General features: G+C 72.7%; 25 protein-coding genes and 1 pseudogene. 13 read left to right on the top strand and 13 right to left on the bottom strand.

Features of this window, described 5'->3' with window-relative positions; genetic code table 11:
- The first annotated feature begins 24 nt into the window (after positions 1 to 24).
- From B100_RS0101615 to B100_RS0101600, 4 genes are all read left to right on the top strand, one after another.
- Positions 25 to 432, top strand: a complete 408-nt coding sequence (locus tag B100_RS0101615) for a hypothetical protein (protein ID WP_486585576.1) — start codon at positions 25 to 27, stop codon at positions 430 to 432.
- Positions 433 to 529: 97 nt separating this feature from the next.
- A complete protein-coding gene (locus B100_RS0101610; RefSeq protein ID WP_024882731.1) occupies positions 530 to 1,528 on the top strand; it encodes a small ribosomal subunit Rsm22 family protein in 999 nt (332 codons plus the stop codon).
- 199 nt (positions 1,529 to 1,727) lie between these two features.
- On the top strand, positions 1,728 to 2,597 hold the full coding sequence (locus tag B100_RS0101605) for a DUF1963 domain-containing protein (RefSeq protein ID WP_024882730.1): 870 nt from the start codon (positions 1,728 to 1,730) through the stop codon (positions 2,595 to 2,597).
- 118 nt (positions 2,598 to 2,715) lie between these two features.
- Positions 2,716 to 3,345 carry a TetR/AcrR family transcriptional regulator gene (locus tag B100_RS0101600; RefSeq protein ID WP_024882729.1) on the top strand — a complete coding sequence of 210 codons (630 nt, stop codon included), beginning with the start codon at positions 2,716 to 2,718 and terminating at the stop codon, positions 3,343 to 3,345.
- A 28-nt stretch (positions 3,346 to 3,373) separates the two neighbouring features.
- Here the strand turns inward: B100_RS0101600 and B100_RS0101595 are convergent, their stop codons facing one another.
- A complete protein-coding gene (locus B100_RS0101595) occupies positions 3,374 to 4,255 on the bottom strand; it encodes a glycerophosphodiester phosphodiesterase (RefSeq protein ID WP_024882728.1) in 882 nt (293 codons plus the stop codon).
- 205 nt (positions 4,256 to 4,460) lie between these two features.
- Between B100_RS0101595 and B100_RS0101590 the strand changes: the two genes are divergently transcribed.
- Positions 4,461 to 5,195, top strand: coding sequence for a bifunctional DNA primase/polymerase (locus B100_RS0101590; protein ID WP_024882727.1), 735 nt, complete (start codon positions 4,461 to 4,463; stop codon positions 5,193 to 5,195).
- Between the two features lie 43 nt (positions 5,196 to 5,238).
- On the opposite strand, the gene B100_RS0101585 is transcribed toward B100_RS0101590, so the two are convergent.
- From B100_RS0101585 to B100_RS0101570, 5 genes and pseudogenes are all read right to left on the bottom strand, one after another.
- Positions 5,239 to 6,240, bottom strand: a complete 1,002-nt coding sequence (locus B100_RS0101585) for an SCO2278 family lipoprotein (RefSeq protein ID WP_024882726.1) — start codon at positions 6,238 to 6,240, stop codon at positions 5,239 to 5,241.
- Positions 6,215 to 6,343: pseudogene (locus tag B100_RS37425) on the bottom strand (iron transporter); the annotation flags it as partial. The pseudogene B100_RS37425 and the gene B100_RS0101585, both read right to left, overlap by 26 nt.
- 34 nt (positions 6,344 to 6,377) lie before the next feature.
- Complete coding sequence (locus tag B100_RS0101580; RefSeq protein ID WP_024882725.1) at positions 6,378 to 7,553, bottom strand: serine hydrolase domain-containing protein; 1,176 nt, start codon at positions 7,551 to 7,553, stop codon at positions 6,378 to 6,380.
- Positions 7,554 to 7,769: 216 nt separating this feature from the next.
- Positions 7,770 to 7,901: a putative transporter small subunit gene (locus tag B100_RS37420; RefSeq protein WP_024882724.1), complete on the bottom strand. Its 132-nt coding sequence runs from the start codon at positions 7,899 to 7,901 to the stop codon at positions 7,770 to 7,772.
- Between the two features lie 16 nt (positions 7,902 to 7,917).
- Entirely contained in the window at positions 7,918 to 9,654 is a 1,737-nt protein-coding gene (locus B100_RS0101570) for a sodium:solute symporter family protein (protein ID WP_024882723.1), read from the bottom strand.
- Between the two features lie 330 nt (positions 9,655 to 9,984).
- Between B100_RS0101570 and B100_RS0101565 the strand changes: the two genes are divergently transcribed.
- A complete protein-coding gene (locus B100_RS0101565) occupies positions 9,985 to 10,629 on the top strand; it encodes a PhzF family phenazine biosynthesis protein (protein WP_024882722.1) in 645 nt (214 codons plus the stop codon).
- Between the two features lie 69 nt (positions 10,630 to 10,698).
- Here the strand turns inward: B100_RS0101565 and B100_RS0101560 are convergent, their stop codons facing one another.
- Both B100_RS0101560 and map read right to left on the bottom strand, forming a co-directional pair.
- On the bottom strand, positions 10,699 to 11,346 hold the full coding sequence (locus tag B100_RS0101560; protein WP_024882721.1) for a biliverdin-producing heme oxygenase: 648 nt from the start codon (positions 11,344 to 11,346) through the stop codon (positions 10,699 to 10,701).
- 163 nt (positions 11,347 to 11,509) lie between these two features.
- On the bottom strand, positions 11,510 to 12,367 hold the full coding sequence (map, locus tag B100_RS0101555; RefSeq protein ID WP_024882720.1) for a type I methionyl aminopeptidase: 858 nt from the start codon (positions 12,365 to 12,367) through the stop codon (positions 11,510 to 11,512).
- 59 nt (positions 12,368 to 12,426) lie between these two features.
- Between map and B100_RS0101550 the strand changes: the two genes are divergently transcribed.
- Positions 12,427 to 12,654: a hypothetical protein gene (locus B100_RS0101550; RefSeq protein ID WP_024882719.1), complete on the top strand. Its 228-nt coding sequence runs from the start codon at positions 12,427 to 12,429 to the stop codon at positions 12,652 to 12,654.
- Positions 12,655 to 12,666: 12 nt separating this feature from the next.
- Here the strand turns inward: B100_RS0101550 and B100_RS0101545 are convergent, their stop codons facing one another.
- Complete coding sequence (locus tag B100_RS0101545; RefSeq protein WP_024882718.1) at positions 12,667 to 13,269, bottom strand: hypothetical protein; 603 nt, start codon at positions 13,267 to 13,269, stop codon at positions 12,667 to 12,669.
- Positions 13,270 to 13,424: 155 nt separating this feature from the next.
- Between B100_RS0101545 and npdG the strand changes: the two genes are divergently transcribed.
- Both npdG and B100_RS0101535 read left to right on the top strand, forming a co-directional pair.
- Positions 13,425 to 14,138 carry an NADPH-dependent F420 reductase gene (gene npdG, locus B100_RS0101540; RefSeq protein WP_024882717.1) on the top strand — a complete coding sequence of 238 codons (714 nt, stop codon included), beginning with the start codon at positions 13,425 to 13,427 and terminating at the stop codon, positions 14,136 to 14,138.
- Positions 14,139 to 14,193: 55 nt separating this feature from the next.
- Complete coding sequence (locus tag B100_RS0101535; protein ID WP_024882716.1) at positions 14,194 to 14,385, top strand: hypothetical protein; 192 nt, start codon at positions 14,194 to 14,196, stop codon at positions 14,383 to 14,385.
- A gap of 243 nt (positions 14,386 to 14,628) precedes the next feature.
- Here the strand turns inward: B100_RS0101535 and B100_RS0101530 are convergent, their stop codons facing one another.
- The gene (locus tag B100_RS0101530) at positions 14,629 to 15,423 is read right to left on the bottom strand and encodes a site-2 protease family protein (protein WP_024882715.1); all 795 of its coding nucleotides are present in this window, start codon (positions 15,421 to 15,423) and stop codon (positions 14,629 to 14,631) included.
- A gap of 161 nt (positions 15,424 to 15,584) precedes the next feature.
- Here B100_RS0101530 and B100_RS0101525 point away from each other — a divergent pair, with 161 nt between their 5' ends.
- On the top strand, positions 15,585 to 18,863 hold the full coding sequence (locus B100_RS0101525; RefSeq protein ID WP_024882714.1) for a BTAD domain-containing putative transcriptional regulator: 3,279 nt from the start codon (positions 15,585 to 15,587) through the stop codon (positions 18,861 to 18,863).
- On the opposite strand, the gene B100_RS0101520 is transcribed toward B100_RS0101525, so the two are convergent.
- From B100_RS0101520 to panB, 3 genes are all read right to left on the bottom strand, one after another.
- A complete protein-coding gene (locus tag B100_RS0101520; RefSeq protein WP_024882713.1) occupies positions 18,864 to 19,688 on the bottom strand; it encodes an ABC transporter permease in 825 nt (274 codons plus the stop codon).
- Positions 19,685 to 20,713, bottom strand: coding sequence for an ATP-binding cassette domain-containing protein (locus B100_RS0101515; protein WP_024882712.1), 1,029 nt, complete (start codon positions 20,711 to 20,713; stop codon positions 19,685 to 19,687). Before B100_RS0101515 ends, B100_RS0101520 begins: the two co-directional genes overlap by 4 nt.
- A gap of 210 nt (positions 20,714 to 20,923) precedes the next feature.
- Positions 20,924 to 21,799 (bottom strand): 3-methyl-2-oxobutanoate hydroxymethyltransferase, encoded by an 876-nt coding sequence (panB, locus tag B100_RS0101510; protein WP_024882711.1) that lies wholly within the window; start codon positions 21,797 to 21,799, stop codon positions 20,924 to 20,926.
- Between the two features lie 226 nt (positions 21,800 to 22,025).
- Between panB and B100_RS0101505 the strand changes: the two genes are divergently transcribed.
- The 3 genes from B100_RS0101505 to B100_RS0101495 all read left to right on the top strand — a co-directional run bounded on the left by B100_RS0101505 (position 22,026) and on the right by B100_RS0101495 (position 25,607).
- The gene (locus B100_RS0101505) at positions 22,026 to 23,627 is read left to right on the top strand and encodes an MFS transporter (RefSeq protein ID WP_024882710.1); all 1,602 of its coding nucleotides are present in this window, start codon (positions 22,026 to 22,028) and stop codon (positions 23,625 to 23,627) included.
- Between the two features lie 117 nt (positions 23,628 to 23,744).
- Positions 23,745 to 24,365, top strand: coding sequence for a TetR/AcrR family transcriptional regulator (locus tag B100_RS0101500; protein WP_024882709.1), 621 nt, complete (start codon positions 23,745 to 23,747; stop codon positions 24,363 to 24,365).
- A 189-nt stretch (positions 24,366 to 24,554) separates the two neighbouring features.
- The gene (locus B100_RS0101495) at positions 24,555 to 25,607 is read left to right on the top strand and encodes an endonuclease/exonuclease/phosphatase family protein (protein ID WP_024882708.1); all 1,053 of its coding nucleotides are present in this window, start codon (positions 24,555 to 24,557) and stop codon (positions 25,605 to 25,607) included.
- Positions 25,608 to 25,721: the final 114 nt, after the last annotated feature.

Here is a 25,721-nt window from a genome sequence, read left to right as displayed (position 1 = left end):
GCCATGTGCTGGTTGAATGCCCCGGTGATCGGATTCGTGTGTGTCCTGGTGGCCGGTGGGCTGACGGCCTGGCTGGTGCGCAGGACGGTACGGCGCCGCGACGAAGGCGCCGCCGGGGGCGAGGTGATCGAGGTGCCGTGCATGCTGCGGCATCCCGCCCGTGAGGGGCGGTGGCTGCGGGGGCGGATGGCGGTCGGCCCGTCCACGTTCGCGTGGACGCCGCGCACGCGGGCCGGCGCGAAGCTGGACCCGCCGACCGCGCTGCGGCAGGTCGGTACGCGGAAGCCGACGTGGCGCGAAGGGGTGCTGCGCGTGAACCCCCGGGCCACGATCGTGGTGTGCGAATCCTCCGTGGGCGCCGTCGAGATCGCCGTGATGCCGCACGACGTGGGCCACGTGCTCCTCGCCCTGGACAGGCACGCGGCGGAGTAGGGGCGCCGGACGGTCGCGGGGGCGGCGGGTGCCGGGTGCCGGGTGCTCGTGGCGGAGCGAGGTGTTCCGCCCCCGCCCGGCCTCGTAGAATCGCCGGGTGAACGCCCCCGCACCCCCGCACACCGCCGACTCCCTGCGTGCCGCCCTCGCCGGGCTGCTGGACGGGATTCCGGCGCGGCAGGCCGCGCAGGCCGTCGAGCGGCTGATCGCCCACTACCGGGGCGCCACCCCCACCGACACCCCCATCCTGCGCGACCGCGCCGACGTGGCCGCGTACGCCGCCTACCGCATGCCCGCCACCTTCGAGGCGGTGCGGTCGGCCCTGCGCGCGTTCGCCGACGCCGTGCCCGGGTGGACGCCCGGGGACCACGTCGACATCGGCGGGGGCACCGGCGCGGCGGCCTGGGCGGTCGGCGCGACCTGGGACGGGGAGCGCCCCGTGACCGTGCTCGACTGGGCCGGGCCCGCGCTCGACCTCGGCCGTGAACTGGCCGCGGGACACCGCACCCTGCGCGGCGCCCGCTGGGAGCGCGCCCGGATCGGACCCGGCCTCACCCTCGGGCCGACCGACCTCGTGACCGTCTCCTACGTGCTCAACGAGCTCACCGCGCCCGACCGCGCCGCCCTGGTCGACGCCGCCGCCGCCGCGCGGGCCGTGGTGATCGTGGAGCCCGGCACCCCCGACGGCTACGCCCGGATGATCGAGGCCCGCGACCGCCTGGTCGCCGCCGGATTCCACGTGGCCGCGCCCTGCCCGCACAGCGCCGCCTGCCCCATCGTGCCCGGCACCGACTGGTGCCACTTCTCGGCGCGGGTCAGCCGCTCCTCGCTGCACCGCCAGATCAAGGGCGGCACCCTCCCCTACGAGGACGAGAAGTTCAGCTACGTCGCGGCGATCCGGGGCCCGGTCGCCCCGGCCCCCTCCCGCGTCGTCCGCAAGCCGCAGATCCGCAAGGGCCAGGTCCTCCTCGACCTGTGCGAGACGGACCCGTCCCTGCGCCGCACCACGGTCACCAAACGCCACGGCGACCTCTACCGAGCGGCCCGCGACACGGACTGGGGCGACCCCTGGCCCCCGGTTCGCGGGGCCTGTTGAGGCTCGTCGCTGAAGCGCGCGCCCGACCTGCGGGAGCGTCCGACCGTGAAGCGACGCCCTCGCCAGGACTTCGGTTGTCGGTCGGAGGGGGCCCTGGGGTAGTCCGAGGCGACCGACCACTCGCATCCACCCCTTACACCCCAGGCCCATCAACACCCCGCTGGCACAGCCGAGTTGTGAAAGGCCTATGTTCTCGGTCATGGATCACCAGGGAGAGTTCCGCCGGGCAGCGCTTGAGTTGGGCATCCCGGATGACGAGATCAACAGGTTCTGCCAACACCTTCGTTTGGCGATCGGATTGTCGGGGCGTGGTGAGGGTTCTCCGGTCGGGCACATCGGTGGGTCGCCCCGGCTGCCGGTGGGTATGGAGTGGCCGTCCGCCGGGGGCGTTCCGTTGCCGTTGCTCCTCTCCGTCGATTGCGGGGAACTGCCGAGGGTCGACGGCTTCGACCTGCCGGTGGACGGGACGCTGCTCTTCTTCGTCCACCAGGAAAAGGACTTCAGCGAGTCGCGGGCCGATCCGGGACGGTACTCACGAGTCGTGTACGTACCGGACGGCACCGAAACCGCGGTCGCGGAACCCCCCGGCCCCGCGTGCGTCGGCGAGCGGATCGACGTCTGCGCCGAGCTCAGAGCTGATCTGCCCCTTTGGCTCGAGGAGGGCGACGAGGACGAGGACTGGCACGAGTTCTGGGAGGACCTCGAGTGGGACGACATGTCACCCTTCCAGCAGCGGTTGGCCCGCTACATGGAGCGTGAACTGCCGCACCTGGACGAACTCCGGTCTCTGGCCCACGGTCTCTGGCCGTCCGGCGCCCACCTCGTCATCGGCGGATACGCCGATGACGAGGCGACGATCGGCGGCATAACGGCGAAGACCCTCGCCGGGGGAGCATGGTTCTCCTATCTGGACGAGGACGCGCTCCGGCTGGCGAGCGAATGGATACCGCTCGCCAATGAAGGAGGGGTCTACGCGGAGTACTACACGAAATTCATGATCCGCCACGACGACCTGGCCGCCGCCCGGTGGGACAAGGCGTTGACCGTGACCATTTTCGACGCCCCGTGACCGGCTTGGACGCGCCTCCGTCCCGGGGGCCGACGAAGACCGGTTGAAGGCTGTCAGGACCTCCGGTCACCACTGCCCAACGAGACGGGCCGTCTTGTCAGCCTGCTACATTCGGCCCATGGCCCAGAAACAGTCCGCCACCCACCCGGCCCCCGACACCGCGCGCCGCAGCGAGCGGTCCCGGCGTGCCATCTACGACGCCGCCCTCGCCCTCGTCGCCGAGGTGGGATACCCGAAGACCACCATCGAGGGCATCGCCTCCCGTGCCGGTGTCGGCAAGCAGACGATCTACCGCTGGTGGTCGTCGAAGGCGGACGTGCTGCTCGAGGCGTTCCTGGATCTGGGCAACCAGGCCGCCGAGGCCGCCGGGCAGGCGCCGTACGTCATCCCGGACACCGGAGACCTCGCCGCCGACCTCAAGAACGTCCTGCGGGCCACCGTCGACGAGCTGCGCGACCCCGCCTTCGAGGCACCCTCCCGCGCCCTGGCCGCCGAGGGCCTCGTCAACGAGGAACTCGGCCGGCGCTTCGTCGCCAAGCTGCTCGAACCGCAGCTCCAGCTCTACGTCGACCGGCTGCGCGCCGCACAGGTCGCCGGGGACGTCCGCCTCGACGTCGACCCGCGCATCGCCCTGGAGCTGTTCGTCTCCCCGCTCGCCCAGCGCTGGCTGCAGCACACCGGCCCGATCAGCCACGACTACACCGACACCCTCGTCGACTACGCCCTCAACGGCCTCGCCCCCCGCTGATCCGGCTCCGCGAAGAGGCCGCCCCGCCTCAGCGCCCCGTCACCGCGCTCACCGGTCCCGGCACCCGCATCCGGTACCGGGCCAGCCGTCCCGGCGCGTCCGTGAGGACGCCGTCGCAGCCGAGGGCCAGGGCCCGGTCGCGCTGGGCCGGGGTGACGACGGTGTGCGCCCACACCCGTGGGATCCCCGACCGCACCGCGCGCCTCAGGTCCGCGTCCCGTGCGTGGACGTCGACGTCCAGCAGGTCGACGAAGGAACGCCACCGCCCCGGCCGGTCGGTGCGCATCTGCTCGGCCGAGCGCCACAACTGGGTCAGCAGGCCCTCGCGGTGCACCCGCTCCGCGACCGCCGGGTCGTTGGTGTTGACGAACACCGAGCGGGTCAGGCCGCGTGCCCGGAGCATCCCCGCCACCCGGCTGAGCCCGCCCGGGTCCTTCAGCTCCAGCATCAGCACGGTCCGCCCGCCCAGCCGGTCCAGCACCTCCTCGACCGTCGGTGGCCGCTCCGAGCGCCAGCTCCCCGGCAGGCTGTCGCGGGGACGCAGCCGCACCCCCTTCCACTCGTCCGCGTCCAGCTTCCGCACCTCCCCGCCGAGGAAGGTCGTACGGTTCAGGGTCTCGTCGTGGAAGACCACCGGGGTGCCGTCCCGCAGTACCCGGGTGTCGAAGTCCAGCACCTGCGCCGTGCCGCGCCGGTACGCCGCCATCAGCCCCGCCATGCTGTTCTCCGGCACCTCCCGCGCCCCGCCCCGGTGGGCGACGTACGTCACCCGGGGCAGCGAGTCCACCGTCAGCGGGCCGTCGCCCCACTCCAGCGGGGGAGAGCCGCCGTGCCCCGAGAGCGTCAGCGCGGCGAGGGCCACCGCGGACACCAGGGCGGCCGGCGCCGACGACGCGATCCACGTGATCATGCGGCCCACGGTAGGCGGGCCCACCAAGGCGGGCCGGGCAATGACACCCGCGGACGGGGTGTCCCGTTCGTCCTGCCGGTCAGCTTGCGCCCGGTCCCGTCACCCTCGTCCCACCTGCGGAGTTTGTGGGCTCCAGCCCCCCGATGCGCACGATCGTGGGACCATAGGGCATGCTGGAGCGCACGACGGCGAGGCGAGGGGATAGATGAGCGCGGAGTTCGGCGGCCGGAGCGGCCGACAGGGCAAACTCTCCCAGTGGCTGCGAGGACGCCGCCCGAAGCAGGTCGCCGGTGACGGTGACCGTGAGGCCCTGCTGCTCGCCGCCGCCGATGCGGGACTGCCGCTCGCACCCGCCGCGCATCCTTCCGCATACCGCTGTTCCTGCGACCGCGTGGGCTGTCCCACCCCCGCCCGGCACCCGGTGTCGTTCGCCTGGCAGACGCAGTCCACCACCGACCGCGGCCAGATCGAGCGCTGGGCCCGCCACCAGCCGCAGGCCAACTTCATCACCGCCACCGGCATGGTGCACGACGTCCTGGACGTCCCCCTCGACGCGGGCCGCGAGGCCCTCGGCCGGCTGCTGGAGGCCGGGGTCGAGACCGGCCCGGTCGCCGAGAGCGACGACGGCCGCATGCTGTTCTTCACCCTCACCCGCGGCACCCCCGAGGACGAGGACGAGTGGTGGCCCTGCGAGCTGGACTGCCATCCGGAGACCATGGACGAGCATCCCGGACTGCGCTGGCACTGCCGCGGCTCCTACGTCCTGGTGCCGCCGGCCCGCCTGCCCGGCGACGACGACCCGTCGGTCCGCTGGGTACGCGGCCCCGAGCATCCGCTCCCCGACCCGCTCAGCCTGCTGGAGTACCTCACGGACGCCTGCGCCCGGTACGCCGGCGAGCACACCGGCCCCGCCGAAGCCGCCTGGCCCCTGCGCCACTGACCCGGCGACCGCGCGCCCCGCACCTCCCGGACCGGGCCCGCCGTCACTCGCCCTTCGCGGCCGTCAGCCCCTGGATCCGCCCCAGGATTTCCACCGGACCGTCCGCCGGGTCCAGCGCCACCTCGTTGGAGACGAACTCCATCGTCAGCGACTGCCGTATCTCCCCGCTGGTCAGCGCCAGCACGTCCTCGTTCGGTGTCGGCACCGACGCCCCCGCCGCCGCCGTCTGCTTCTCGAAGTGCCGCGTGGTGAAGAACACCAGCGCCCCGCCGTCCGCGGTGCGCAGCGCCAGCGGCGCGTAGTCGCCGTTCACCATCGGCTCGTCGATGTACTGCGTGGCCAGACCCGGCCGCGCCGACTGCTTCTGCCGGGTGTCCCGCCACACGCTGGTGTGCGGACCGTCCGCGAAACCGTCCCCGCCGTCCTTCAGATAGGTGGCGTACTTCTTGCTCAACTCGCCGGGCGCGACGGCCACTTCGGTGGAGTTCGCGGGGACCGCCTCGGCCCGGCCGTCCTTGTCCGTCTTGAACTTCGGTATGTCGTCCGGGGAGACCAGCGTCAGGAACGCCACCTCCCACGGATCGGCCAGGGCGTCGCGGGTGAACACCAGCAGCCAGCGGACGTCACCGCCCTTGTTGGCGGCCGTGTCGGCGAGGAACCAGCGCGGCCAGCCCGCCTTCGCGGGGATGGTGAACTTCGCGTCCGTCAGCTCCAGCGGCGCGTGACGCGGGTTGCCGTCGGGGTGGTTGACCTTGCCCGCCTTCAGCCGCGCCCCGTCGATGTCGGCGAGCGCGCCGGTGGTGCGGTCGGCGTCCAGGGAGGAGTCGTACGCCTTGTCGGCCGCGTTGTACGCGGCCGTGAACTCCTCGAGCGCCTTGGCCGCTTCGGCGCGGGTGGCGGCCGGGAGCACCTCACGCTCACCGTGCACCACCACACAGCCGCCCGCCGTCAGCGACAGAGCGGTCACGGACGCCGCGACCAGCACGCGGCGGGGCCCGCGGTGCCCGCGTCCCCGGAGCCTACGAAGGCCGAGATCCCTGCTCATCCGGTTCCTTCACCTTCCCCTTCCCCTTCCCGGAGGCGAACCCTACCGGGGCGCCCGCGGGCGCGGACGCCGGGACCGGGCACAGCGGCCACACCGTGACCTGACCCCGCCCGCCCCGAGGCGCCCGCCGCCCCCTCTCAGCTCTCGAAGGCCGGCAGGGCGAAGCGCTGGACGAGCGGGAAGCCGTCCTCGCGGGCGCTCTTGGCGTTGACCGAGTAGACGACCGTGCGGGACAGGTCCCGGGTGGCAGCCAGCACCGTGTGGTAGCCGGGGCGGGAGCCGGTCTTGCCCCAGATCTCCCGGCCGCCGATCACATACCGCTCGAGCGCCATCCCGTAGGTGGCGCCGTCGACGCGGGGGACGGTGAGCATCTGGTCCAGCAGCGGCCGGGGGACCACCTTGCCGCCGAACAGGCCGGACACCAGGCGCTCCAGGTCGGCGGTGGTGGAGATCATGTCCCCGGCCGCGAAGCGGTCGGACATGTTCCACTCGGTGACGTCGGTGGTCCGGCCGCCGATGTCGGCGTAGGCGCGGTGGTGCGGGCCGTGGACGCGGGGGTCGGGCCCGCAGGGGAACCCGGTGTGCCGCATGCCGAGCGGTCGGAAGACCCGTACGGCGGCCTGGTGTGCGTAGCGGTCGCCGGTCACCTTCTCGATGAGCAGGCCGAGCACGGTGTAGTGGATGTTCCCGTACTCCTGCCGCTCGCCGGGGTCGTAGGCCGGTCCCTGGGCGACGGACGCGGCCACCACCTGCTGGGGGGTGAGGGTCTCGAACCGGTGGGCGTACATCTCCTCGGTCGTCGACCCGAGGCTCGCGCCGGGACGCAACCCGCTGGTGTAGGTCAGCAGATGACGCACCGTCGGGGGCTTGGTGAACGACGGCGGGAACAGGCCGGGCAGATAGCGGGTGACGGGGGCGTCGAGGTCGACCCGCTTCTCCGCGACGAGCTGGAGCACCACCGCCGCCGTGACCACCTTGGTGGTCGAGCCGGCCCGGAAGCGCGCGTGCGGCAGTGCGGGTGCCCCCGTGCGCAGGTCCCGGACACCCGCGGTGCCCGCCCAGCTCCCCTTGCCTCCGACCCGTATCAGGGCGGCGGAGACGTCCCCGTCGGGGATGCCGGTGAGCGCCTTCTCCAGCGCGGTCGGGTCGAACGCGCCGGTCCGGGGCGCGGTGTGCGCGGCCGTGACGGTCGTTGCGGTCGCGGGGGCGGGCTGTGCGGCGGCCGTCCCGGCGAGGGGGACGAGCAGCAGGGAGGAGGCGAGTAAGGCGGAGGCGGCCGTGACGCGGGTGCGGGTGGTGGTGCGTGAGGTCATGGAGGGGCTCCGATCGCGGCGGTGGGTGCTGCGGACGGGACCATCCTGGTGATCAAGGGCGGCGGCGGGATCGTACGCGGTGACGAGGGCCACCCCTGAGCCGTCCCCGACACACCGGCCCGCTCCCTACGGGACATCCCGGGTCCGCACCCCCGAGACGTGCCGTGGGGAAGAAGGGACGATCCCCTGCTCCCCACGGCACGGCGGAGCGGTGCGTCAGATCAGGTCCTCGCCCTTGCGGCGGGCCTCGGCCCACTCGCGGACGAAGCCACGGCTGATCACGAACAGCACGACGGCCACGAGTACGGGCCACATCAGGACGTACGCGGTGAGCGCTGCGGTGGACACGGTGCCTCCTCGGGGGTCACGGGGTGATGGTTCCGGCGGGTTCCGGGGTGCCGTCGGCGTCCCCCCGCCCCGGTACGCCGCCGTCGTCCCCGGCGGCCGGAGCCGCCGCGGCCCGCGGACCGCCGTCGAAGTCACCGGTACGCCGGGCGATCAGGGAGAAGTCGAAGCCCTCGCGGCGGCGCACGCTCATCGCCCAGCAGACCAGGGTGGACACCGAGTAGGCCACCAGCGAACCGCACAGGGTGGCGTACTCGTGCAGCGAGCCCACCGCGAACGGCGCGGACACCACGACGGCCGCCACACCCACGACCTTCGCCGCCCGGGCGCCGAAGAAGCCGAACACCATCAGGCCGAGCACGACGCCGACGCCGAGCACCGACAGCACGTCCACGACGATGCCGAAGGCGCCGTCCACGGAGATCCAGGAGAAGCGCACCGGCAGGAACACGGCGAGCGCCGCGAGCACCGAGGTGGTGAACGCCTTGCCGCTCACCTTGTCCCAGTAGAAGCTCGCCAGCACCGGGAAGACCAGCGCGCCCCACAACGCGCCCACGAACACCAGCAGATCGAGGATGTTCAGCTGCAGACTGGCGAACGCCACGGCCGCCGCCGTCGCCACCACCATGGTGATCCGGCCGACCAGCAGCATGGTGCGCGGGTTCGCCTTCTCCTTGCCGGCCACGTTCTGGCCGTAGACGTCGGCCATCATGATCGAGGAGAGGGCGGACAGGTCGGAGTCGGCGGTGGACGAGAGCGCGCCGACGATCATGATGAAGAACAGCGCGAGCAGCACGGGCGGCAGGTAGTCGGCGGCCATGCCGGGGATGATGTTGTTCATGTCGCCGCCGGCCGGCTCGTACCCGAGGTAGAGGGCGAGCACGCCCAGCATGCCGACGCCGATGACCATCGCGCCGTAGCCCACGGTCGCGGTGACGAAGGTCGGCTTGATCAGGTTCTCCCTCACCGCGAACAGCCGCTGCGCGATGGTCTGGTTGCCGATGGCGTAGGCGAGGACCGCGGCGATGTACGGGGCGCCCTGCTCCATGAAGGCCGTGCTGGAGAAGAAGTCGCCCTGCTCCGGGGTGAGCCGGCCGGCGCCGGTCTCGAAGGCCGCGGGGAAGTCCGCCGCGAAGAAGATGAACGGCACGATGACGGCGACCGCGCCCAGCATCGCGACGACCTGCACGAAGTCGGTGAGCACCGAGGCGCGGAAGCCGGACCACAGGGTGTACAGCAGCACGCCCGCCGCGACGGCGAAGACGCCCTGGGTGAAGGTGAACGGCGACAGCATCGAGATCAGCACGCCACCGGCGATGAAGTTCGACATCAGGCTGATCAGGCTGCCGACGATGTTCGAGCCGGCGAGCAGCAGCTGGCTGGAGCGGCCGTGCCGGGCGTACATGACCTCGGCGAGCGTATGCGCCTTCGGCGCCACCGCACGGATGCGCTTGCCGAAGGGGTAGATGAAGAGAATCATCAGCGCACCCCACAGCCCGTAGTGGATCGGGCCGGAGATGCCGTAGGTGTACCCGGACGTCGCCGAGGCGTACATCGAGGACGCCCAGATCCAGGTCGCCGTCATGCTGGCGGCGGAGATGCCGAAGCCGATGTTGTGGCCGGCGGTCATGTAACCGTCGGCGTTCTCTTCCTTCTTGCCGATGCGGGCCGAGATCAGGAAGGTCCCTCCGTAGAACAGGACCAGCAGACCCACGACCACGAGTGCGCTGAAGCGGGCTGTCTCCAGTCCCTCCACACGCGCCACCTCCTCATGGCTGAACCGGGTGCGTTCACAACGACGCGGGCTCTTTCAGCCCGCAAACTTGCCGCACGGTAACAGCCAGTTCGGGCGGTACTCGCTTGCCGGCGGCCCCGTCCTGCTGGGGCCCGTGACCTGGAACATTGCTCAATTCGTACAAGTCACGGACATGTCCGATGGGGTCTTTGTCGTGCCGGTCGACATTTGTCCCGACTCTTTCCGGCCATTCATTTGCTCATTGCGCAAGCAAAGTTGATCACTTTGTTACGTCAACGAGACTCATGGCCGGCGGTTCTGGGGGCCCGTCCGCGGTGCTTGAATGCCCCCGTGACTGCTTACGACGTGCTGCGTGTCTTCTGCGGCCCCCGCGGCGGATACGGCAACGAGCTCGGTGTCGTCCGGGAGGGCTCGGTCATGCCCGGACGGGACGAACGCCAGGAGTTCGCCGCCAAACTCGGCTTCAGCGAGACCGTGTTCGTCGACGACCCCGAGCGCGGGGTGATCGACATCTACACCCCCACCACCCGTCTGCCCTTCGCGGGCCACCCCTGCGTCGGCACCGCCTGGCTGCTGGACGTGCCCGAACTCGTCACGCCCGCCGGGGTCGTGGGCGCCCGGCAGGACGGGGAGTTCTGCTGGATCGAGGCGCGGGCGGAGTGGGTGCCACCGCGCACCCTGCGGCAGTACGCATCCGCCGCCGAGGTGGACGCGCTGACCCTGCCTCCGAAGGGGGAGTGGATCTACGCCTGGGCCTGGCTGGGCGAGCCGGCCGGACGGATCCGCGCCCGCGCCTTCCCCGGCCGGGACGACGGCATCGACGAGGACGAGGCGACGGGCGCCGCGGCGCTGCTGCTCACCGACCGGCTGGGCCGCGCCCTGAACATCACCCAGGGCGTGGGCTCCCAGATCCTCACCGCACCCCAGCCGCACGGCTGGACGGAGGTCGGCGGCCGGGTCCGCCTGGAGCGCTGACACGCCGACCGGGCGGCACCGTCGAGGGTGCCGCCCGGTCACCGGCGCACGGGAAGGGGTCCGCTCACCTCACGCCGACAGCGGGAACTCCTCGCCCAGCGCGCGGAAGATCCCCGAGTTGAGGCCGAACGCCCGCTTGCACTCCGCCACGATGCGCTGCTTCTCCAGGTCGTCCACCGGGACCCCGTCCAGCAGTTCGCGGTACTCACGCTTGAACGCGGCCGGGTTGGAGACGCCCTCGAAGACGTAGAAGCGGACGCCGTCGCCCTTCTTGTCGAATCCCCAGGTCTTCTCCGCCTCGTCGCGGATGATCTGACCGCCGGAGAGGTCGCCCAGGTAACGGGTGTAGTGGTGGGCGATGTATCCCGCGGGCCACTCACGGGCGACCTCGGCGATCCGGCCCGCGTACTCCCGGGTGGCCGGCAGGGCGGTCAGTGTGGTGCGCCAGTCCGGGCCGCGCAGATGCTCCAGGTCCCGCTCCAGGGCGGACAGCCGGAACAGCTCCGGGCGGACGAACGGACCCGCCACCGGGTCCGACGCCAGGTCCCGCGCACCGGACTCCAGGGCCTCGTACACGAACCAGAGCTGCTCGGTGTAGCGCGCGTAGGCGTCCACGCCCAGCCGGCCGCCCAGCAGATCGGTCATGAAGGTCGAGGTCTCCGCCTCCACGTGCTGCTCGTGCGACGCGGTGCGGATCAGGGTCGAGAAGGAGTCCATGGTCCGATCCTCCATGGTTAGGGTTACCTAAGTCAATGTCTTGCCGACACCTTGTCGGGAACTTTCCCCGGCCGCGCCCCGGGCAGAACGGCCCGGGTACGCGAAAGGCCCGCCCTCCCTGAGGAGAGCGGGCCCCGACGGTGCGGCGCGGGCGCGCCGGGCGTCACGGCAGCGTCAGGATGTCCGCCCCGGTGTCCGTGACCACCAGTGTGTGCTCGAACTGGGCCGTGCGCCTGCGGTCCTTCGTGACGACCGTCCAGCCGTCGTCCCACATGTCGTACTCGTGCGTGCCGAGTGTCAGCATCGGCTCGATGGTGAAGGTCATCCCCGGCTGCATGACCGTGGTCGCGTGCGGGCTGTCGTAGTGCGGGACGATCAGGCCCGAGTGGAAGGACGTGTTGATGCCGTGGCCGGTGAAGTCACGGACCACCCCGTAGCCGAACCGCTTCGCGTAGGACTCGATCACCCGGCCGATGATGTTGATCTGCCGGCCCGGCCGCACCGCCTTGATCGCGCGGTTCAGCGACTCGCGGGTGCGCTCCACCAGCAGCCGGCTCTCCTCGTCCACGTCACCCACCAGGTACGTGGCGTTGTTGTCGCCGTGCACCCCGCCGATGTACGCGGTCACGTCGAGGTTGACGATGTCGCCGTCGCGCAGCACCGTCGAGTCCGGGATGCCGTGGCAGATGACCTCGTTGACCGACGTGCACAGGGACTTGGGGAAGCCGCGGTAGCCGAGCGTCGACGGGTAGGCGCCGTGGTCGCACATGTACTCGTGCGCCACCCGGTCCAGCTCGTCCGTCGTCACGCCGGGCGCGATGAGCTTCGCCGCCTCCTCCATCGCGCGGGCCGCGATCCGGCCGGCGGTCCGCATCGCCTCGACCGTCTCGGGCGTCTGCACCTCCGGGCCGGTGTACGGCGTGGGGGCGGGCTTGCCGACGTACTCGGGACGGCGGATGTTCCCGGGCACGGTGCGGGTGGGGGAGAGCGTCCCCGGTACGAGGAGTGACTGGCCAGACATGCGGCGAGTCTAATTCAGCGGCGATGGGGGACCATCTTCCGTGGCGAGAGGAGCCGGTCATGCCCCTGTTCAAGAAGCGCACGGTCGGAAAACCGGGCGAGTGGTACTACTGCCTGGAGCACAAGAAAGTCGAGGAGGGGCCCGAGTGCCCGGCCAAGGACCGCTTCGGCCCGTACACGAGCCGCGCGGAGGCCGAGCACGCGATGGAGACGGCCCGCGAACGCAACCTCCAGTGGGAGAACGACCCCGCCTGGCACGACGCGCCCAAGGGCCGGGACGAGGACTGAGTCCGCGGCCCGCTACCAGCGGGTCGGCGGCGGCGCGGTGAGCAGGTCCGCCAGCCGGGACAGCCGGTCCCGGAAACGGCGCGGGCCCCGGCGGGCGGGCAGGGCGTTCTCCCCGGCCGCCGCGCTCACCAGGTGCTGCACGGTGTCCAGGTCCAGCTCGGAGCCGTCCGGGACGGGCAGCACCTCGTGGGCCATCGCCGGGAGCTCCCCCGCCTCCGGCCCCAGCGACAGCAGCGTCGCCCCGGCCCGCCGCGCGTCGGCCACCCGGTCGAGCAGCGCCCCGGACGGCGCGTCGGGCGCGACCACCAGCAGCGTCTCGCCCCGCCGTGCCGCCTCCAGCCGCCCCAGACCGACGGCCAGGTGGGCCGGGTCCGTGGTGCGCGCGTCGTGCCGGACCAGCGTCGGCGCCAGCTCCGGGGTGCCCGACCAGGCGGCCTCGTCCACCAGGTGCGCCGCCAGATGCCACGGCTCGTACTCCGGGGTGCCCACGAGCAGCAGCCCACCGCCGTGCGACACCACCTGCCCGCGCAGCGTCCCCGCGAAGTGCCGGGTCGCGCCCAGCCACTCCGTCCCGGCGAGCACTTCCCTCAGCAGAGCGACCCGTACGGCATCCATGCCGCCGCATCCTGCCCCCAACGGCGTGCCCGCGTCCCGGTGTTCGGCCCCGATTCGCCCCCCTTGGGGACACCGGAGGGCGGTCGCGGCCGGGGCGCCGTGACGGGCACCGGGCCCGGCCGGTGGGGAGGGCCGTCCGCACGTAGAGTCGGGCCATGACCTCTACCGACAGTGCACAGCAGCCCGCGAAGGCCCCCGCCAAGGACCCCTGGGACCTGCCCGACGTCTCCGGCCTCGTCGTCGGCGTGCTCGGCGGCACCGGACCACAGGGCAAGGGCCTTGCCTACCGGCTCGCCAAGGCCGGCCAGAAGGTGATCATCGGGTCCCGCGCCGCCGAGCGGGCCGAGGCCGCCGCCGAGGAGCTCGGCCACGGTGTCGAGGGCGCCGACAACGCCGAGACCGCCCGGCGCAGCGACGTCGTGATCGTCGCCGTGCCGTGGGACGGCCACGGCAAGACCCTGGAGTCCCTGCGCGAGGAGCTGGCGGGCAAGCTCGTCGTCGACTGCGTCAACCCGCTCGGCTTCGACAAGCAGGGCGCCTACGCGCTGAAGCCGGAGGAGGGCAGCGCCGCCCAGCAGGCCGCCTCGCTGCTGCCGGACTCCCGCGTCACCGCCGCCTTCCACCACCTGTCGGCGGTACTGCTCCAGGACCCCGAGATCGACGAGATCGACACCGACGTCATGGTCCTCGGCGAGGTCCGCGCCGACGTGGAGATCGTCCAGGCGCTGGCCGGGCGCATCCCCGGCATGCGGGGCATCTTCGCCGGGCGCCTGCGCAACGCGCACCAGGTCGAGTCGCTGGTCGCCAACCTGATCTCGGTCAACCGCCGCTACAAGGCGCACGCCGGGCTCCGGGTCACGGACGTATGAGGCGATGGGGGACACTGGAGCGGTAGCAGTGTCCCCCGACAGGAAGTCCCCCGCCATGCCCCGCCTCGCCGTCTACGCCCTCGTCGTGTGCCTCCTCGCCGTCGCCGCGGCCGTCGTCTCCTTCGTGGAGGGCAGCGTGCTCATCGGCATCGTCTGGGTCCTCCTGGCGGGCCTGTCCTCCAACATGACCTGGTACTACGTCAAGCGAGGCCGCGCCCCCGGAACCAGCACCCCGACCACCGACTGACCCCGCCCCGTCAGGGCCGCGGGGAGCCAGAGGCGGCGCCCCTCCAGGGGCGCGGGGAACTGCGCGACCGGCCCCCACCGGCCCGGACCCGGCGTACGACAGCCCCCGGCACCCCGGTGGCCGCAGGGCCCGCTGCACTACTGCCCGCAGGCGGGCGGGTTCAGGGGCGCGGGGGAACTGCGCGACCGGCCCCCACCGACCCGCACCCGGCACACAACAGCCCCCGGCAAAGACCCCCGCCCCTCACGCCGCGCAGACGTCGCTCGTGTCCTGCCAGAAGCGGAAGAGGTCGAAGCCGCAGTACCTGTCGATCTCCTCGATGCCCAGGAAGCCCAGCACCGAGTCGACCATGTCGAAGAAGACGCCGTTCACGGACGGCACCCACAGCAGCGCGAAAACGAACAGCAGACCGAACGGGGCGAACGGCTCCACCTGCCGGCGGACGTCCCGCGACAGCCACGGCTCGATCACGCCGTAGCCGTCCAGCCCCGGCACCGGCAGGAAGTTCAGGATCGCGGCCGTCACCTGGAGCAGCGCGAGGAAGCCCAGCGCGTACCGGAAGGCGGGCGGCACGCCGTCCAGCGCGCTCAGCCAGAACGGCGCCGTGCACACCACCGCGAACAGCACGTTGGTCAGCGGGCCCGCCGCCGAGATCAGGCTGTGCCGCCAGCGGCCCCGGATCCGGCCCCGCTCGATGAACACCGCGCCGCCCGGCAGACCGATCCCGCCCATGATCACGAAGACCACGGGGAGCACGATGCTCAGCAGGGCGTGCGTGTACTTCATCGGGTTCAGCGTGAGATAGCCCTTCGCGCCGACCGAGACGTCGCCGCTGTGCAGGGCGGTGCGCGCGTGCGCGTACTCGTGCAGGCACAGGGAGACGATCCACGCGGACGTCACGAACAGGAACACCGCGACGCCCGGCACGTCCGAGAACCCGGTCCAGGTGGCCCAGCCGGTGACCGCCGCCACGGCCACGATGCCCAGGAAGACGGGGCTGACCCTGCGGTCGCCGGAACGGGTGGCGGCGGTGGTCATGGAACTCCCAGGGCTTGCGGGACCGGGCGGGGGCGCCCGCGCGTCTGCCCGACCGTACCGGGCACGCCGGGAAAACGTTTCGCACGGGCAGCCGGTTCCGTGCAAGGTGGGGGCGCCCCTGACGCCGGGCCGCCTCACCTCCGCGGACGGCACCGGAGAGAATGGACCCCGTGCGCTACCGCATCCTCGGCACCACCCAGGCAGTCCGCCCCGACGGCACCGTCGTCCCCGTGGGCGGGGCACGGCTGCGTGCCCTGCTGACCGTGCTCGCCCTGCGGCCCGGCCGCACCGTGCCCGTCGGCCTGCTGGTCGAGGAGGTCTGGGACGGCGACCCGCCCGCCGACGCCACCGGCGCGGTGCAGGCCCTGGTCGGCCGGCTGCGCCGGGTGCTGGGCACCGGCGCGGTCGCCTCCGTCGACGGCGGCTACCGGCTCACCGCCGCACCCGACGACGTCGACCTGCACCGTTTCGAACGGCTGGCCGGCGAGGGCCTGCGCGCCCTGTCCGACGGCGACCCCGCCAAGGCGGCCACCGTACTCGACGACGCCCTCGCCCTGTGGCGGGGCGGCCCCGCGCTGGCCGGACTGCCCGACCGCACCGCCGAGGCGGCCCGCGTCGAGACCCGCCACCTGGACGTGCTGCGCGCCCGGCACACCGCCGCCCTGGCCCTCGGCGACGCCGAGCAGTCCCTGCCCGAACTGACCGCCCTGTGCGACAGCCACCCCCTCGACGAACCCCTCCAGGCGCTGCGGCTGCGCGCCCTGCGCGACACCGGCCGCACCGCCGAGGCGCTCCACGCCTACGAGGAGGTGCGCCGCCTGCTCGCCGACCGGCTCGGCTCCGACCCCGGCGCCGAACTGCGCGCCCTGCACGCCGAGCTGCTCACCCCCGAGCCGCCCGGACCGCCCGCGCGCCCGGGCGGCGGCGCTTTCGGCAACCTGCGCGCCCGGCTGACCTCGTTCGTCGGCCGCGAGGCGGACATCGAGACGATCCGCTCCGACCTCTCGGCCGCCCGCCTGGTCACGCTCCTCGGACCGGGCGGGGCGGGCAAGACCCGGCTGTCGCAGGAGGCCGGCGAGACCGTACGGGCCGCCCACCCCGACGGCGTGTGGCTCGCGGAACTCGCCCCCGTGGACGACCCCGACGCGGTGCCCGAGGCGGTCCTCACCGCCGTCGGCGCCCGCCAGACCGTGCTGTACGGCGCCGGCGCGGAGAGCATGCGGGCCGTCACCGAGCGGCACAGCGCCCCCGTGGAACGGCTCGCCGAGCACTGCGGGCCCCGCCGCATGCTGCTGATCCTCGACAACTGCGAACACGTCGTCGAGGCCGCCGCCCGGCTCGTGGAGACCCTCCTCGAACGCTGCCCCGGCCTCACCGTGCTCGCCACCAGCCGCGAACCCCTGAACGTCCGGGGCGAGCTGCTGCGCCCGGTGGAGCCGCTGCCCGAACCGGTCGCGCTGCGCCTGCTGGCCGAGCGCGGGGCCGCCGCCCGCCCCGGCTTCCGTACCGACGACGACCCCGAGGCGTGCGCCGAGATCTGCCACCGCCTCGACGGCCTCCCGCTCGCCATCGAACTCGCCGCCGCCCGGCTGCGGATGCTCACCCCGCGCCAGATCGCCGACCGGCTCGACGACCGCTTCCGCCTCCTCACCTCCGGCAGCCGCACCGCCCTGCCCCGGCAGCAGACCCTGCGGGCCGTCGTCGACTGGTCCTGGGACCTGCTCGACACCGGCGAACGCGACGTGCTGTGCCGTCTGTCGGTCTTCGCGGGCGGCTGCGACCTCACCGCCGCCGAGGCAGTGTGCGGACCGGCCGCCCTGGACGCGCTCGGCTCCCTCGTCGACAAGTCGCTGGTGGTGGCCGCCCCGTCGGGCGACGGCGGGATGCGCTACCGGCTCCTGGAGACCGTCGCCGAGTACGCGGCCGAACGCCTCGACGAGACCGGGTGGCGCGCCGACACCGAGCGGGCGCACCTGACGTACTACCGTGAACTGGCCCGCACCACCGAGCCGATGCTGCGCGGGGCGGGCCAGGCGGCCGCCATCGCCCGCCTGGAGCGGGAGTACGAGAACGTCCGCACGGCCCTGCGTCACGCCGTCGCCCTGCGCGACGAGCAGGAGGCGCTCTGCATCACCCTGTCCCTGGTCTGGTACTGGCAGATGCGCGACCTGCGGATCGAGGCCCGCAACTGGTGCTCCGAGGTCATGGCCCTGGCCCCCGACCCGTTCGCCGAACCGGTTCGTCCGGCCGCGCCGCTGTGGGAGCGCTGCACCGACTCCCCGCCCCCGATGACCGGTGAACTCCTCGCCGAGGCCCGCCGCGGGGTGCACCTGGCCCACCTGGCCCAGATGGACACCGAACTGGACGACTGGCAGACCCCGCAGGCCCAGCACAAGCTGCGGCTCATCGCGGCGACCTACGAGCCGGGCATGCCGCAGGTCTGCCGGCCACCCGGCCTGCTCTGGGTCTTCGCCGTGATGCTGACCGGCGACATGCAGCGGCTGCGCCAGGTGGTCGACGCGGCGATCCGCACCTGCCGGGAGAACCCGGGGTTCGAGTGGGAGCTGGCCGCCGGTCTTCAGCTGCGCGCCAACTTCCTGGCCAACCGCAGCGACTGGGCCGGAGACGCCCGCAGGGACGCCGACGAGGCGCTGGAGATCCACCGGAGGCTGGGTGACACCTGGGGGATCGCCGAGGCGCTGTCCGCCCGTGGCGAGGCCCGCGAGCGCGCCGGGGAGTTCCACGAGGCCGCCGCGGACTTCGAGGCGGCCAGGGGACACGCCGACCGCCTGGACGCCCGCGCCCACGCGGATGTGCTCACCGCCCGGCTGGCCAACGCGCTGCTGGAGGCGGGCGAGGCGGAGCGCGGCGAACGGCTGCTGCGCGAGGTCATCGACAGCACGAAGGGCCGGCACACCGAGGCGCTGCCCGCCGCCCGGCTCTTCCTGACCGGCTGGCTCAGCACCACCGGGCGCACCGAGGAGGCCCGCGAGCATCTGCGGGCCCTGCGCGAGGAGTTCCGCATCGCGCACTACGTCGTCTTCGACGCGTTCATCCTCGGCGCCGAGGGCTGGCTGGAGGTGGCCGCGGGCCACGACGAGCGGGGCCTGGAGATCGTCCGCGAGGCGGTCAGGCGGGCCGGAGATCCGCTGGCCACCGCCATGGCGCCCCACATGCACTCGGCGTACGTCACCCTCGGCGCCGTCGCGCTCGCCGGCCTCGACGGGGGGCGGCACGCCCGGGACGCGGCCCGGTGCGTCGGGGCCGCCGACGCGTGGCTGCCGCCCGGGCACCGGGCCGGGCTCGTGGAGCGGGTGGTGCGCGAACGCGCGGAGGAACGCGCCCGCGCGGCGCTCGGCGACGCGGGATACGAGGACGCGTACGCCGAGGGCGCCGGCCTCTCCGAGGAGGAGGCCGGCGCCCTGCTGGACCCGTCGTGATCAGGTCTTCGTACGGAACTTGTGGATCGCGACCGGTGCCATCACCGCCGTGATCCCCACCGACCAGGCCAGCGTCATCCACAGGTCGTGGGCGACCGGCCCGCCCACCATCAGCCCGCGGGCGGAGTCGGCCAGCGCGGACAGCGGGTTGTACTCGGTGAAGTTCTGCAGCCAGCCCGGCATGGACTGCGTCGGCGCGAAGATCGACGAGCCGAACTGCAGTGGCATCAGCACCAGGAAGCCCATCGCCTGCACCGACTGGGCGTTCTTCATCACCACGCCCAGTGTGAGGAAGATCCACATCAGGGCGGACCCGAACACCGTGGACAGACCCACGGCGGCGAACAGCCCCGGCCAGTGGGTGATGTCGAAGCCGACCAGCACCCCGACGACCAGCAGGATCGTGGTGGCGATCAGCATGCGCACCAGCTCGACCGAGATCTTCGCGAACAGCACCGAGCCGCGCCCGATGGGCAGCGACCGGAAGCGGTCCATCACGCCGGTGTTGAAGTCCTGGTTGAACCCGGTGCCCACCCCCTGGGCCATGTTCATGCCCATCATGGCCATCAGGCCGGGCACGATGTACTGCACGTAGGCGTCCTGGCCGCCGCCCAGCGACTGCCCGATCGAGCCGCCGAAGACGTAGACGAACAGCAGGGTGAAGACGACCGGGAAGAGCACGGCGTCGAACATCGACTCCGGGTCCTGCCGGATCCACAGCAGGTTGCGGCGCACGAGGGCGCCGGTGTGGCGCAGATGGGCCCGCGGCGAGATCCGCGCGTCCGAGCGGACGCCGGCGGCGGGAGCGGCGGTGGCGGCACTCATACGGCGACGACCTCCTCGGACGTGGGGGCGGGCAGGGGGTCCTGCGGGGAACTGGCGCGGTGTCCGGTGAGGGACAGGAACACCTCGTCCAGGCTGGGCAGTTCGGTGGTGAGGGAGTTGAGGGTGATCCCGCGGGCGGTGACCGCGCCGACCACGGCGGTGAGCTGTTCGTCGCTGAGCACGGGCACAAGGACCGCGCCCCGTTCGGCGTCCACGGTGGTGCCGGCGAGCCCGGTGATGCCCAGCCCGTCCAGTGCGGCCGCGAGCGGGCGCAGCTGGAGCGGGTCGGCCGGGCGGACGCGCAGCGTGCGGCCGCCGACCTTGGCCTTCAGTTCCTCGATGCCGCCGCTCGCGATGACCTTGCCGCGGTCCACCACGGTCAGCTCGGAGGCGAGCTGCTCGGCCTCCTCCATGTACTGGGTGGTCAGCAGCACCGTCACCCCCTCGCCGACCAGCCGCTTGACCTCGTCCCACACCTCGTTGCGGGTGCGCGGGTCGAGACCGGTGGTGGGCTCGTCCAGGTACAGCACGGCCGGGCGGCCGATCATCGAGGCGGCCAGGTCGAGCCGGCGGCGCATCCCGCCGGAGTAGGTGCCGGCCGGGCGCCGGGCGGCCTCGGTGAGCGAGAACCGCTCCAGCAGCCCGTCGGCGCGGGACCGCGCCTCCTTGCGGGGCAGGTCCAGCAGCCGCCCGATCAGATACAGGTTCTCCCAGCCGGAGAGCTTCTCGTCCACCGAGGCGTACTGCCCGGTCAGCCCGATCACCCGGCGCAGCTGCCGGGGCTGGCGGACCACGTCGTACCCGGCGACGGTGGCGTGGCCCGCGGTCGGTGCGAGCAGCGTGGACAGGACGCGCACCAGCGTGGTCTTGCCGGCCCCGTTCGGCCCGAGCACCCCCATCACGGTTCCCTCGGCCACGTCCAGATCGACACCGTCGAGAGCCTTGGTCTCCCCGTAGTGCTTGACCAGCCCCCGGACGGTCACGGCGCTTCCCGCGCCCCCCGTTCGTTCGTCGTATCGCGTCATGTCCCCGACGGTCCCAGGGGCCGTCGACAAAGCCCCGACAGACCGCCGACACCCCGCCGACAGGCGTCCGCGCGCGTCGGCGGGGGTGTCGGCGGGGTGTCCGGGCAAGGCGACGGCCCGCCGACGGGGGAAGATCGGCGGGCCGTCGTGGTGGTGCCGCAGTGGCTCACAGGGGTGTACGGCAGTGGCTCACGGCACCGGGCACGGGGGTCAGTGCACGGAGTGCTCCTCCTGCGGGAAGGACCCGGCCACCACGTCCTCGGCGAACGCCTTGGCCGCCCCGGTCATCACGTCCCGCAGGTTCGCGTACTGCTTGACGAACTTCGGCACCCGCCCGCCGGTCAGCCCGAGCATGTCGGTCCACACCAGCACCTGGGCGTCGGTCTCCGGTCCCGCGCCGATCCCGACGGTCGGGATGTGCAGCGTCCGGGTGACCTCGGCGGCCAGCTCGGCCGGCACCAGCTCCAGCACCACCGCGAAGGCGCCCGCGTCCTGGACGGCCTTGGCGTCCCGCAGCAGCTGCTGCGCGGCCTCCTCGCCGCGGCCCTGCACCCGGTAGCCCATGGCGTTCACCGACTGCGGGGTCAGCCCGATGTGGGCCATCACGGGGATGCCGGACTCCACCAGCAGCTCGATCTGCCGGTGCGAGCGCTCGCCGCCCTCCAGCTTCACGGCGCCCACCCCGGCCTCCTTCACCAGCCGGGTCGCCGAGCGCAGCGCCTGCACCGGACCCTCCTGGTAGGAGCCGAACGGCAGGTCGCCGACGATCAGGGCGCGCGAGGTGCCCCGGACGACGGCGCCGGCCAGCATCGTCATCTCGTCGAGGGTGACGGGCACGGTGGTCTCGTACCCGAGGTGGCAGTTGCCCGCGGAGTCGCCGACGAGCATCACGGGAATGCCGGCCTCGTCGAACACGGAGGCGGTCATCGCGTCGTACGCGGTGAGCATGGGCCACTTCTCGCCCCGCTCCTTGGCGAGCGCGATGTCGCGGACAGTGATGCGGCGTGTGCCCTTGCCCCCGTACAGCGTCTTGCCGCCGGAGGAGGAACCGGGCGTCCCGGTCTGGGCAGCCGAAAGCTGCGTCATGGATCCGTCTCCCAACACGTCATCTCGAGGCGCCCTGACGGCGTCCCCGGACCACGTCCATGGTGGCACCTCCGCCGGAAGAGGGCCAGAGGCCCCCCTGTGAGCTCCGCCCCGCCGTGGCGCGCTGCTCCGGACGGCGCAACGCGGTGCAATGTCGGGGCATGTTTACGGCAAAGCCTTTCCGATACGAGACGGTTCCGTATCGGAAGTCTCTAGGCTGGTCCGCATGACTTCTCCTGCCGCCCCCGCCCGCCGGGTCCCGGAAGCCGTCCACCGGCGCCGCTGGGCGATCCTCGGTGTGCTGATGCTGAGCCTGCTGATCGTCGTCCTGGACAACTCGATCCTGAACGTCGCCATCAAGACGATCTCGACGCCCGCCCCCACCGGTCTCGGCGCCACGCAGAGCGAGCTGGAGTGGGCGATCAACTCCTACACCCTGGTCTTCGCGGGCCTGCTGTTCACGGCGGGCCTCCTCGGCGACCGGCTCGGCCGCAAGAAAGTGCTGGTCGGCGGGCTCGCGGTGTTCGGCATCGGCTCGGCGCTCGCCGCGTTCTCCGGCACCCCGGCCGAGCTGATCGGCTTCCGCGCGGTGATGGGCCTGGGTGCCGCGTTCGTCATGCCGGCCACCCTCGCGGTGCTGATGAACGTCTTCGAGCGGGACGAGCAGCCCAAGGCCATCGGCATCTGGGCGGGCGGCGTCGGCCTCGCCATCGCCGTCGGGCCGATCACCGGCGGACTGCTGCTCGAGCACTTCTGGTGGGGCTCGGTCTTCCTGGTGAACGTCCCCATCGTGGTCCTCGGCATCGGCCTGATGCTGTGGCTGGTGCCCGACTCCCGCGACCCGGCCCCGGGTCGGATCGACCCGCTGGGCGTCGTGCTGTCCGTGGCCGGCCTGGTCCTGCTGGTCTACGGCATCATCAAGGGCGGCCAGCTCGCCGACTTCGGCGACCCCGTCGTGCTCGGCGCCATCGGCGGCGGACTCGCCGTGCTCGCCGCTTTCGTGATCGCCGAGAAGCGCAGCGACCACCCGTCCGTCGACATGGGCTACTTCAGGAACAAGGTGTTCTCGGCGGCGATCGTCGCCATCGCCCTGGTGTTCTTCGCGCTGATGGGCGTGACCTTCTTCGCGGTCTTCTACACCCAGAGCGTGCGCGGCTACTCGCCGCTGGAGACCGGCCTGCTGATGCTGCCCCTGGCCGCCGCGCAGATGGTCTTCGCCCCGCGCGCCCGGCTGCTGGTGGACCGCTTCGGCAACAAGGCCACCACCACCGCGGGACTGGTGGTCCTCGCGGCGACGCTGGCCGCGTTCGCCCTGCTGGACCGCGACACCCCGATCTGGCTCCTCGAGGTGATCTTCTTCCTGATGGGCGCCGGCATGGCGCACGTGATGACGCCGGTGAGCGTCGTCATCATGCAGGCCCTGCCCCGCGAGAAGGCCGGCTCCGCCTCCGCGCTCAGCAACACCTTCCGTCAGGTCGGCGGCGCCCTCGGCATCGCCGTCCTCGGCTCGGTGCTGTCCACGGCCTACCGCGGCGCCGTCCAGGACGACCTCGCGGTGCTGCCGCCCGCCGCCCGGCACGCCGCCGGCGAGTCCATCGAGGCCACGCTGGCCGTCGCGGAGCGGCTCGGCCCGCGCGCCGGCGCCCTCGTCGACGCGGCCGACAGCGCCTTCCTGCACGCCATGCACGTCACGGCGCTGTGGGGCGCCGGTGTCGCGGTGCTGGGCGCGGTCGTCGTCGCCGTGTTCCTGCCCGGCCGCACGGCGGAGCCGCCGGGCGAGGACGAGGAGCAGCGGCTGGTGTCCACGGCGGAGACCACCGCCGACTGACACCCGGGCCAGGGGGGGGCCGCAGGGGGAGCAGGGGCCGAAAACCTCCGGGCGGTGGCGTGCCGCCACCGCCGACCGGGGAGAATCGTCGTCCCGCCACCGAAAGGACGTCACGACGTGGACCTGGCCGGCACCGGCCCCCGGCAGGGCGGCCCCGCGCGGGGCCGCCCCCGCAGCGAGGCGGTCGAACACGCCATCATCGAGGGGGTGATGAAGCTCCTGGAGGACGGCGTGCCGCTCGCCGAACTCTCCATCGAGCGCATCGCCCGCACCGCGGGCGTCGGCAAGGCCACCATCTACCGGCGCTGGAGCGGCAAGGAGCAGCTCTTCGTCGACGTCATGCGGGCCGCCGAACCCCCGGACCCCGAACTCCCCGGCACCTCCATGCGCGACGACCTGGTGGTGCTGCTGGAGTCCCTGCGGCTGCGCGGCCTGGCCGGCCGGACCTCGGCGATCCTGCACAACGTCCGCGCCCAGATGAAGAGCAGCCCCCACCTGTGGGCCGCCTACCACGACACCGTCATCGAGCCGCGCCGCCGGGTGGGCCTGGAGGTGCTGCGCCGGGGCCGCGACAACGGCGAACTGCGCGCCGACGTCGACCTGGAACTGCTCAACGACGTCGTCGTGGGCCCCGTCCTCGTCCGCACGGTGCTGCGGCCCGACGCGGACCTCCCCGCCGACCTCGCCGAACGGGTGGTCGACACGCTGCTCGAAGGGCTGCGCCCGGCCGGCGGCTGACCGCGGTCACCATGTGCGCGTTTCGTCACAGACGACGCTTTCGCGACCCCGCCCCGGAACTGTTGGCGCGGCCCGTCACGTCCTCGTCCCCGTACGGCCGCCGCGCGCGGCGGGGAAGGAACCGATCATCCCCTAGGGTCTTACGGACACGGGGGCGACGGTGTGCACGGCAGGTTGTGAGGCGACGGTATGGCGCAGCAGGCGTACATGACGGAGACGGACGACGGACGCCAGGGTCCCGAGCACCCTGCCTCCCCGCTTCGGCGCCTGTTGCACCGGCTGGGCGGGGCGCTGCGGGGCGACCGCGGGATCTGGCGGCGGGGCTGGGTGGTGGCCGTGTGCGCCCTCCTGGTGGCCCTGGTGATGCTGGCGCACGCCCACATCCCCAACCGCGTCGGCAACCTGGGCAGTCTGGTCGAGACGTTCCTGCCGTGGCTGGGGCTGGCCGTGCCGGTGCTGATCGTCCTCGCCCTGGTGCGCAGGTCGGCGACGGCGGTGCTCGCGACGATCCTGCCGGTGGTCGTCTGGCTGAACCTGTTCGGCGGTCTGCTCAGCGACAAGAACGCCGCCGGCGGCGACCTCACGGTGGCCACCCACAACGTCAACGCCGACAACCCCGACCCGTCCGGCACCGCCCGGGACGTGGCCGCCTCGGGCGCGGACGTGCTGGCGCTGGAGGAACTCAAGGCGTCCGCGGTGCCGACGTACCGGACGGCGCTGTCGGGGACGTACAAGTACCACGCGGTGGTCGGTACGGTCGGGCTGTGGAGCAAGTACCCGCTCAGCGACGTGCGGTCGGTGGACATCCGGCTGGGCTGGAAGCGGGCGATGCGCGCCACAGTGGACGCCCCGGCCGGGCGGGTCGCGGTCTACGTCGCCCATCTGCCCTCGGTACGGGTGAAGCTGGAGGCCGGCTTCACGGCCCGTCAGCGCGACAAGAGCGCCGACGCGCTGGGCGAGGCCATCGCCGGCGAACCGCTGGCAAACGTCGTCCTGCTCGGTGACCTGAACGGCACGATGAACGACCGCTCCCTGAACGCCGTCACCTCCCAGATGCGGTCCACACAGGGCGCGGTGGGCAGCGGCTTCGGCTTCAGCTGGCCCGCGTCGTTCCCGATGGCCCGGATCGACCAGATCCTGGTGAAGGGCGCCGAACCGGAGAGTTCCTGGACCCTCCCGCCGACCGGGAGCGACCACCTGCCGATAGCGGCACGGGTGAAGGTCGCGACCGCGCGGGACTGACGGCGCGGGGCGGGCGCGTCCCGGCGGGAGCGCGCGCGGACCGGTCCGCGCCCGCGGATGGTCCCGCGCTTCCGGGGCGGACGGACCGGATCGACGGCGGCGGACGGACCGGCA

This window comes from Streptomyces sp. CNH189, from assembly GCF_000527195.1.
Note: the sequence above shows the minus strand (reverse complement) of the source record. Positions and strands in the feature narration are given on the sequence as shown.

What these genes read in the sequence shown, in the direction of transcription:
- B100_RS0101605 (WP_024882730.1), top strand. Translation starts at nt 1,728, where the DNA reads ATGGATCACCAGGGAGAGTTCCGCCGGGCAGCGCTTGAGTTGGGCATC.
- B100_RS0101600 (WP_024882729.1), top strand. Translation starts at nt 2,716, where the DNA reads ATGGCCCAGAAACAGTCCGCCACCCACCCGGCCCCCGACACCGCGCGC.
- B100_RS0101595 (WP_024882728.1), bottom strand. Translation starts at nt 4,255, where the DNA reads ATGATCACGTGGATCGCGTCGTCGGCGCCGGCCGCCCTGGTGTCCGCG.
- B100_RS0101590 (WP_024882727.1), top strand. Translation starts at nt 4,461, where the DNA reads ATGAGCGCGGAGTTCGGCGGCCGGAGCGGCCGACAGGGCAAACTCTCC.
- B100_RS0101585 (WP_024882726.1), bottom strand. Translation starts at nt 6,240, where the DNA reads ATGAGCAGGGATCTCGGCCTTCGTAGGCTCCGGGGACGCGGGCACCGC.
- B100_RS0101580 (WP_024882725.1), bottom strand. Translation starts at nt 7,553, where the DNA reads ATGACCTCACGCACCACCACCCGCACCCGCGTCACGGCCGCCTCCGCC.
- B100_RS0101560 (WP_024882721.1), bottom strand. Translation starts at nt 11,346, where the DNA reads ATGGACTCCTTCTCGACCCTGATCCGCACCGCGTCGCACGAGCAGCAC.
- map (WP_024882720.1), bottom strand. Translation starts at nt 12,367, where the DNA reads ATGTCTGGCCAGTCACTCCTCGTACCGGGGACGCTCTCCCCCACCCGC.
- B100_RS0101550 (WP_024882719.1), top strand. Translation starts at nt 12,427, where the DNA reads ATGCCCCTGTTCAAGAAGCGCACGGTCGGAAAACCGGGCGAGTGGTAC.
- B100_RS0101545 (WP_024882718.1), bottom strand. Translation starts at nt 13,269, where the DNA reads ATGGATGCCGTACGGGTCGCTCTGCTGAGGGAAGTGCTCGCCGGGACG.
- npdG (WP_024882717.1), top strand. Translation starts at nt 13,425, where the DNA reads ATGACCTCTACCGACAGTGCACAGCAGCCCGCGAAGGCCCCCGCCAAG.
- B100_RS0101535 (WP_024882716.1), top strand. Translation starts at nt 14,194, where the DNA reads ATGCCCCGCCTCGCCGTCTACGCCCTCGTCGTGTGCCTCCTCGCCGTC.
- B100_RS0101530 (WP_024882715.1), bottom strand. Translation starts at nt 15,423, where the DNA reads ATGACCACCGCCGCCACCCGTTCCGGCGACCGCAGGGTCAGCCCCGTC.
- B100_RS0101525 (WP_024882714.1), top strand. Translation starts at nt 15,585, where the DNA reads ATGGACCCCGTGCGCTACCGCATCCTCGGCACCACCCAGGCAGTCCGC.
- B100_RS0101520 (WP_024882713.1), bottom strand. Translation starts at nt 19,688, where the DNA reads ATGAGTGCCGCCACCGCCGCTCCCGCCGCCGGCGTCCGCTCGGACGCG.
- B100_RS0101515 (WP_024882712.1), bottom strand. Translation starts at nt 20,713, where the DNA reads ATGACGCGATACGACGAACGAACGGGGGGCGCGGGAAGCGCCGTGACC.
- panB (WP_024882711.1), bottom strand. Translation starts at nt 21,799, where the DNA reads ATGACGCAGCTTTCGGCTGCCCAGACCGGGACGCCCGGTTCCTCCTCC.
- B100_RS0101505 (WP_024882710.1), top strand. Translation starts at nt 22,026, where the DNA reads ATGACTTCTCCTGCCGCCCCCGCCCGCCGGGTCCCGGAAGCCGTCCAC.
- B100_RS0101495 (WP_024882708.1), top strand. Translation starts at nt 24,555, where the DNA reads ATGGCGCAGCAGGCGTACATGACGGAGACGGACGACGGACGCCAGGGT.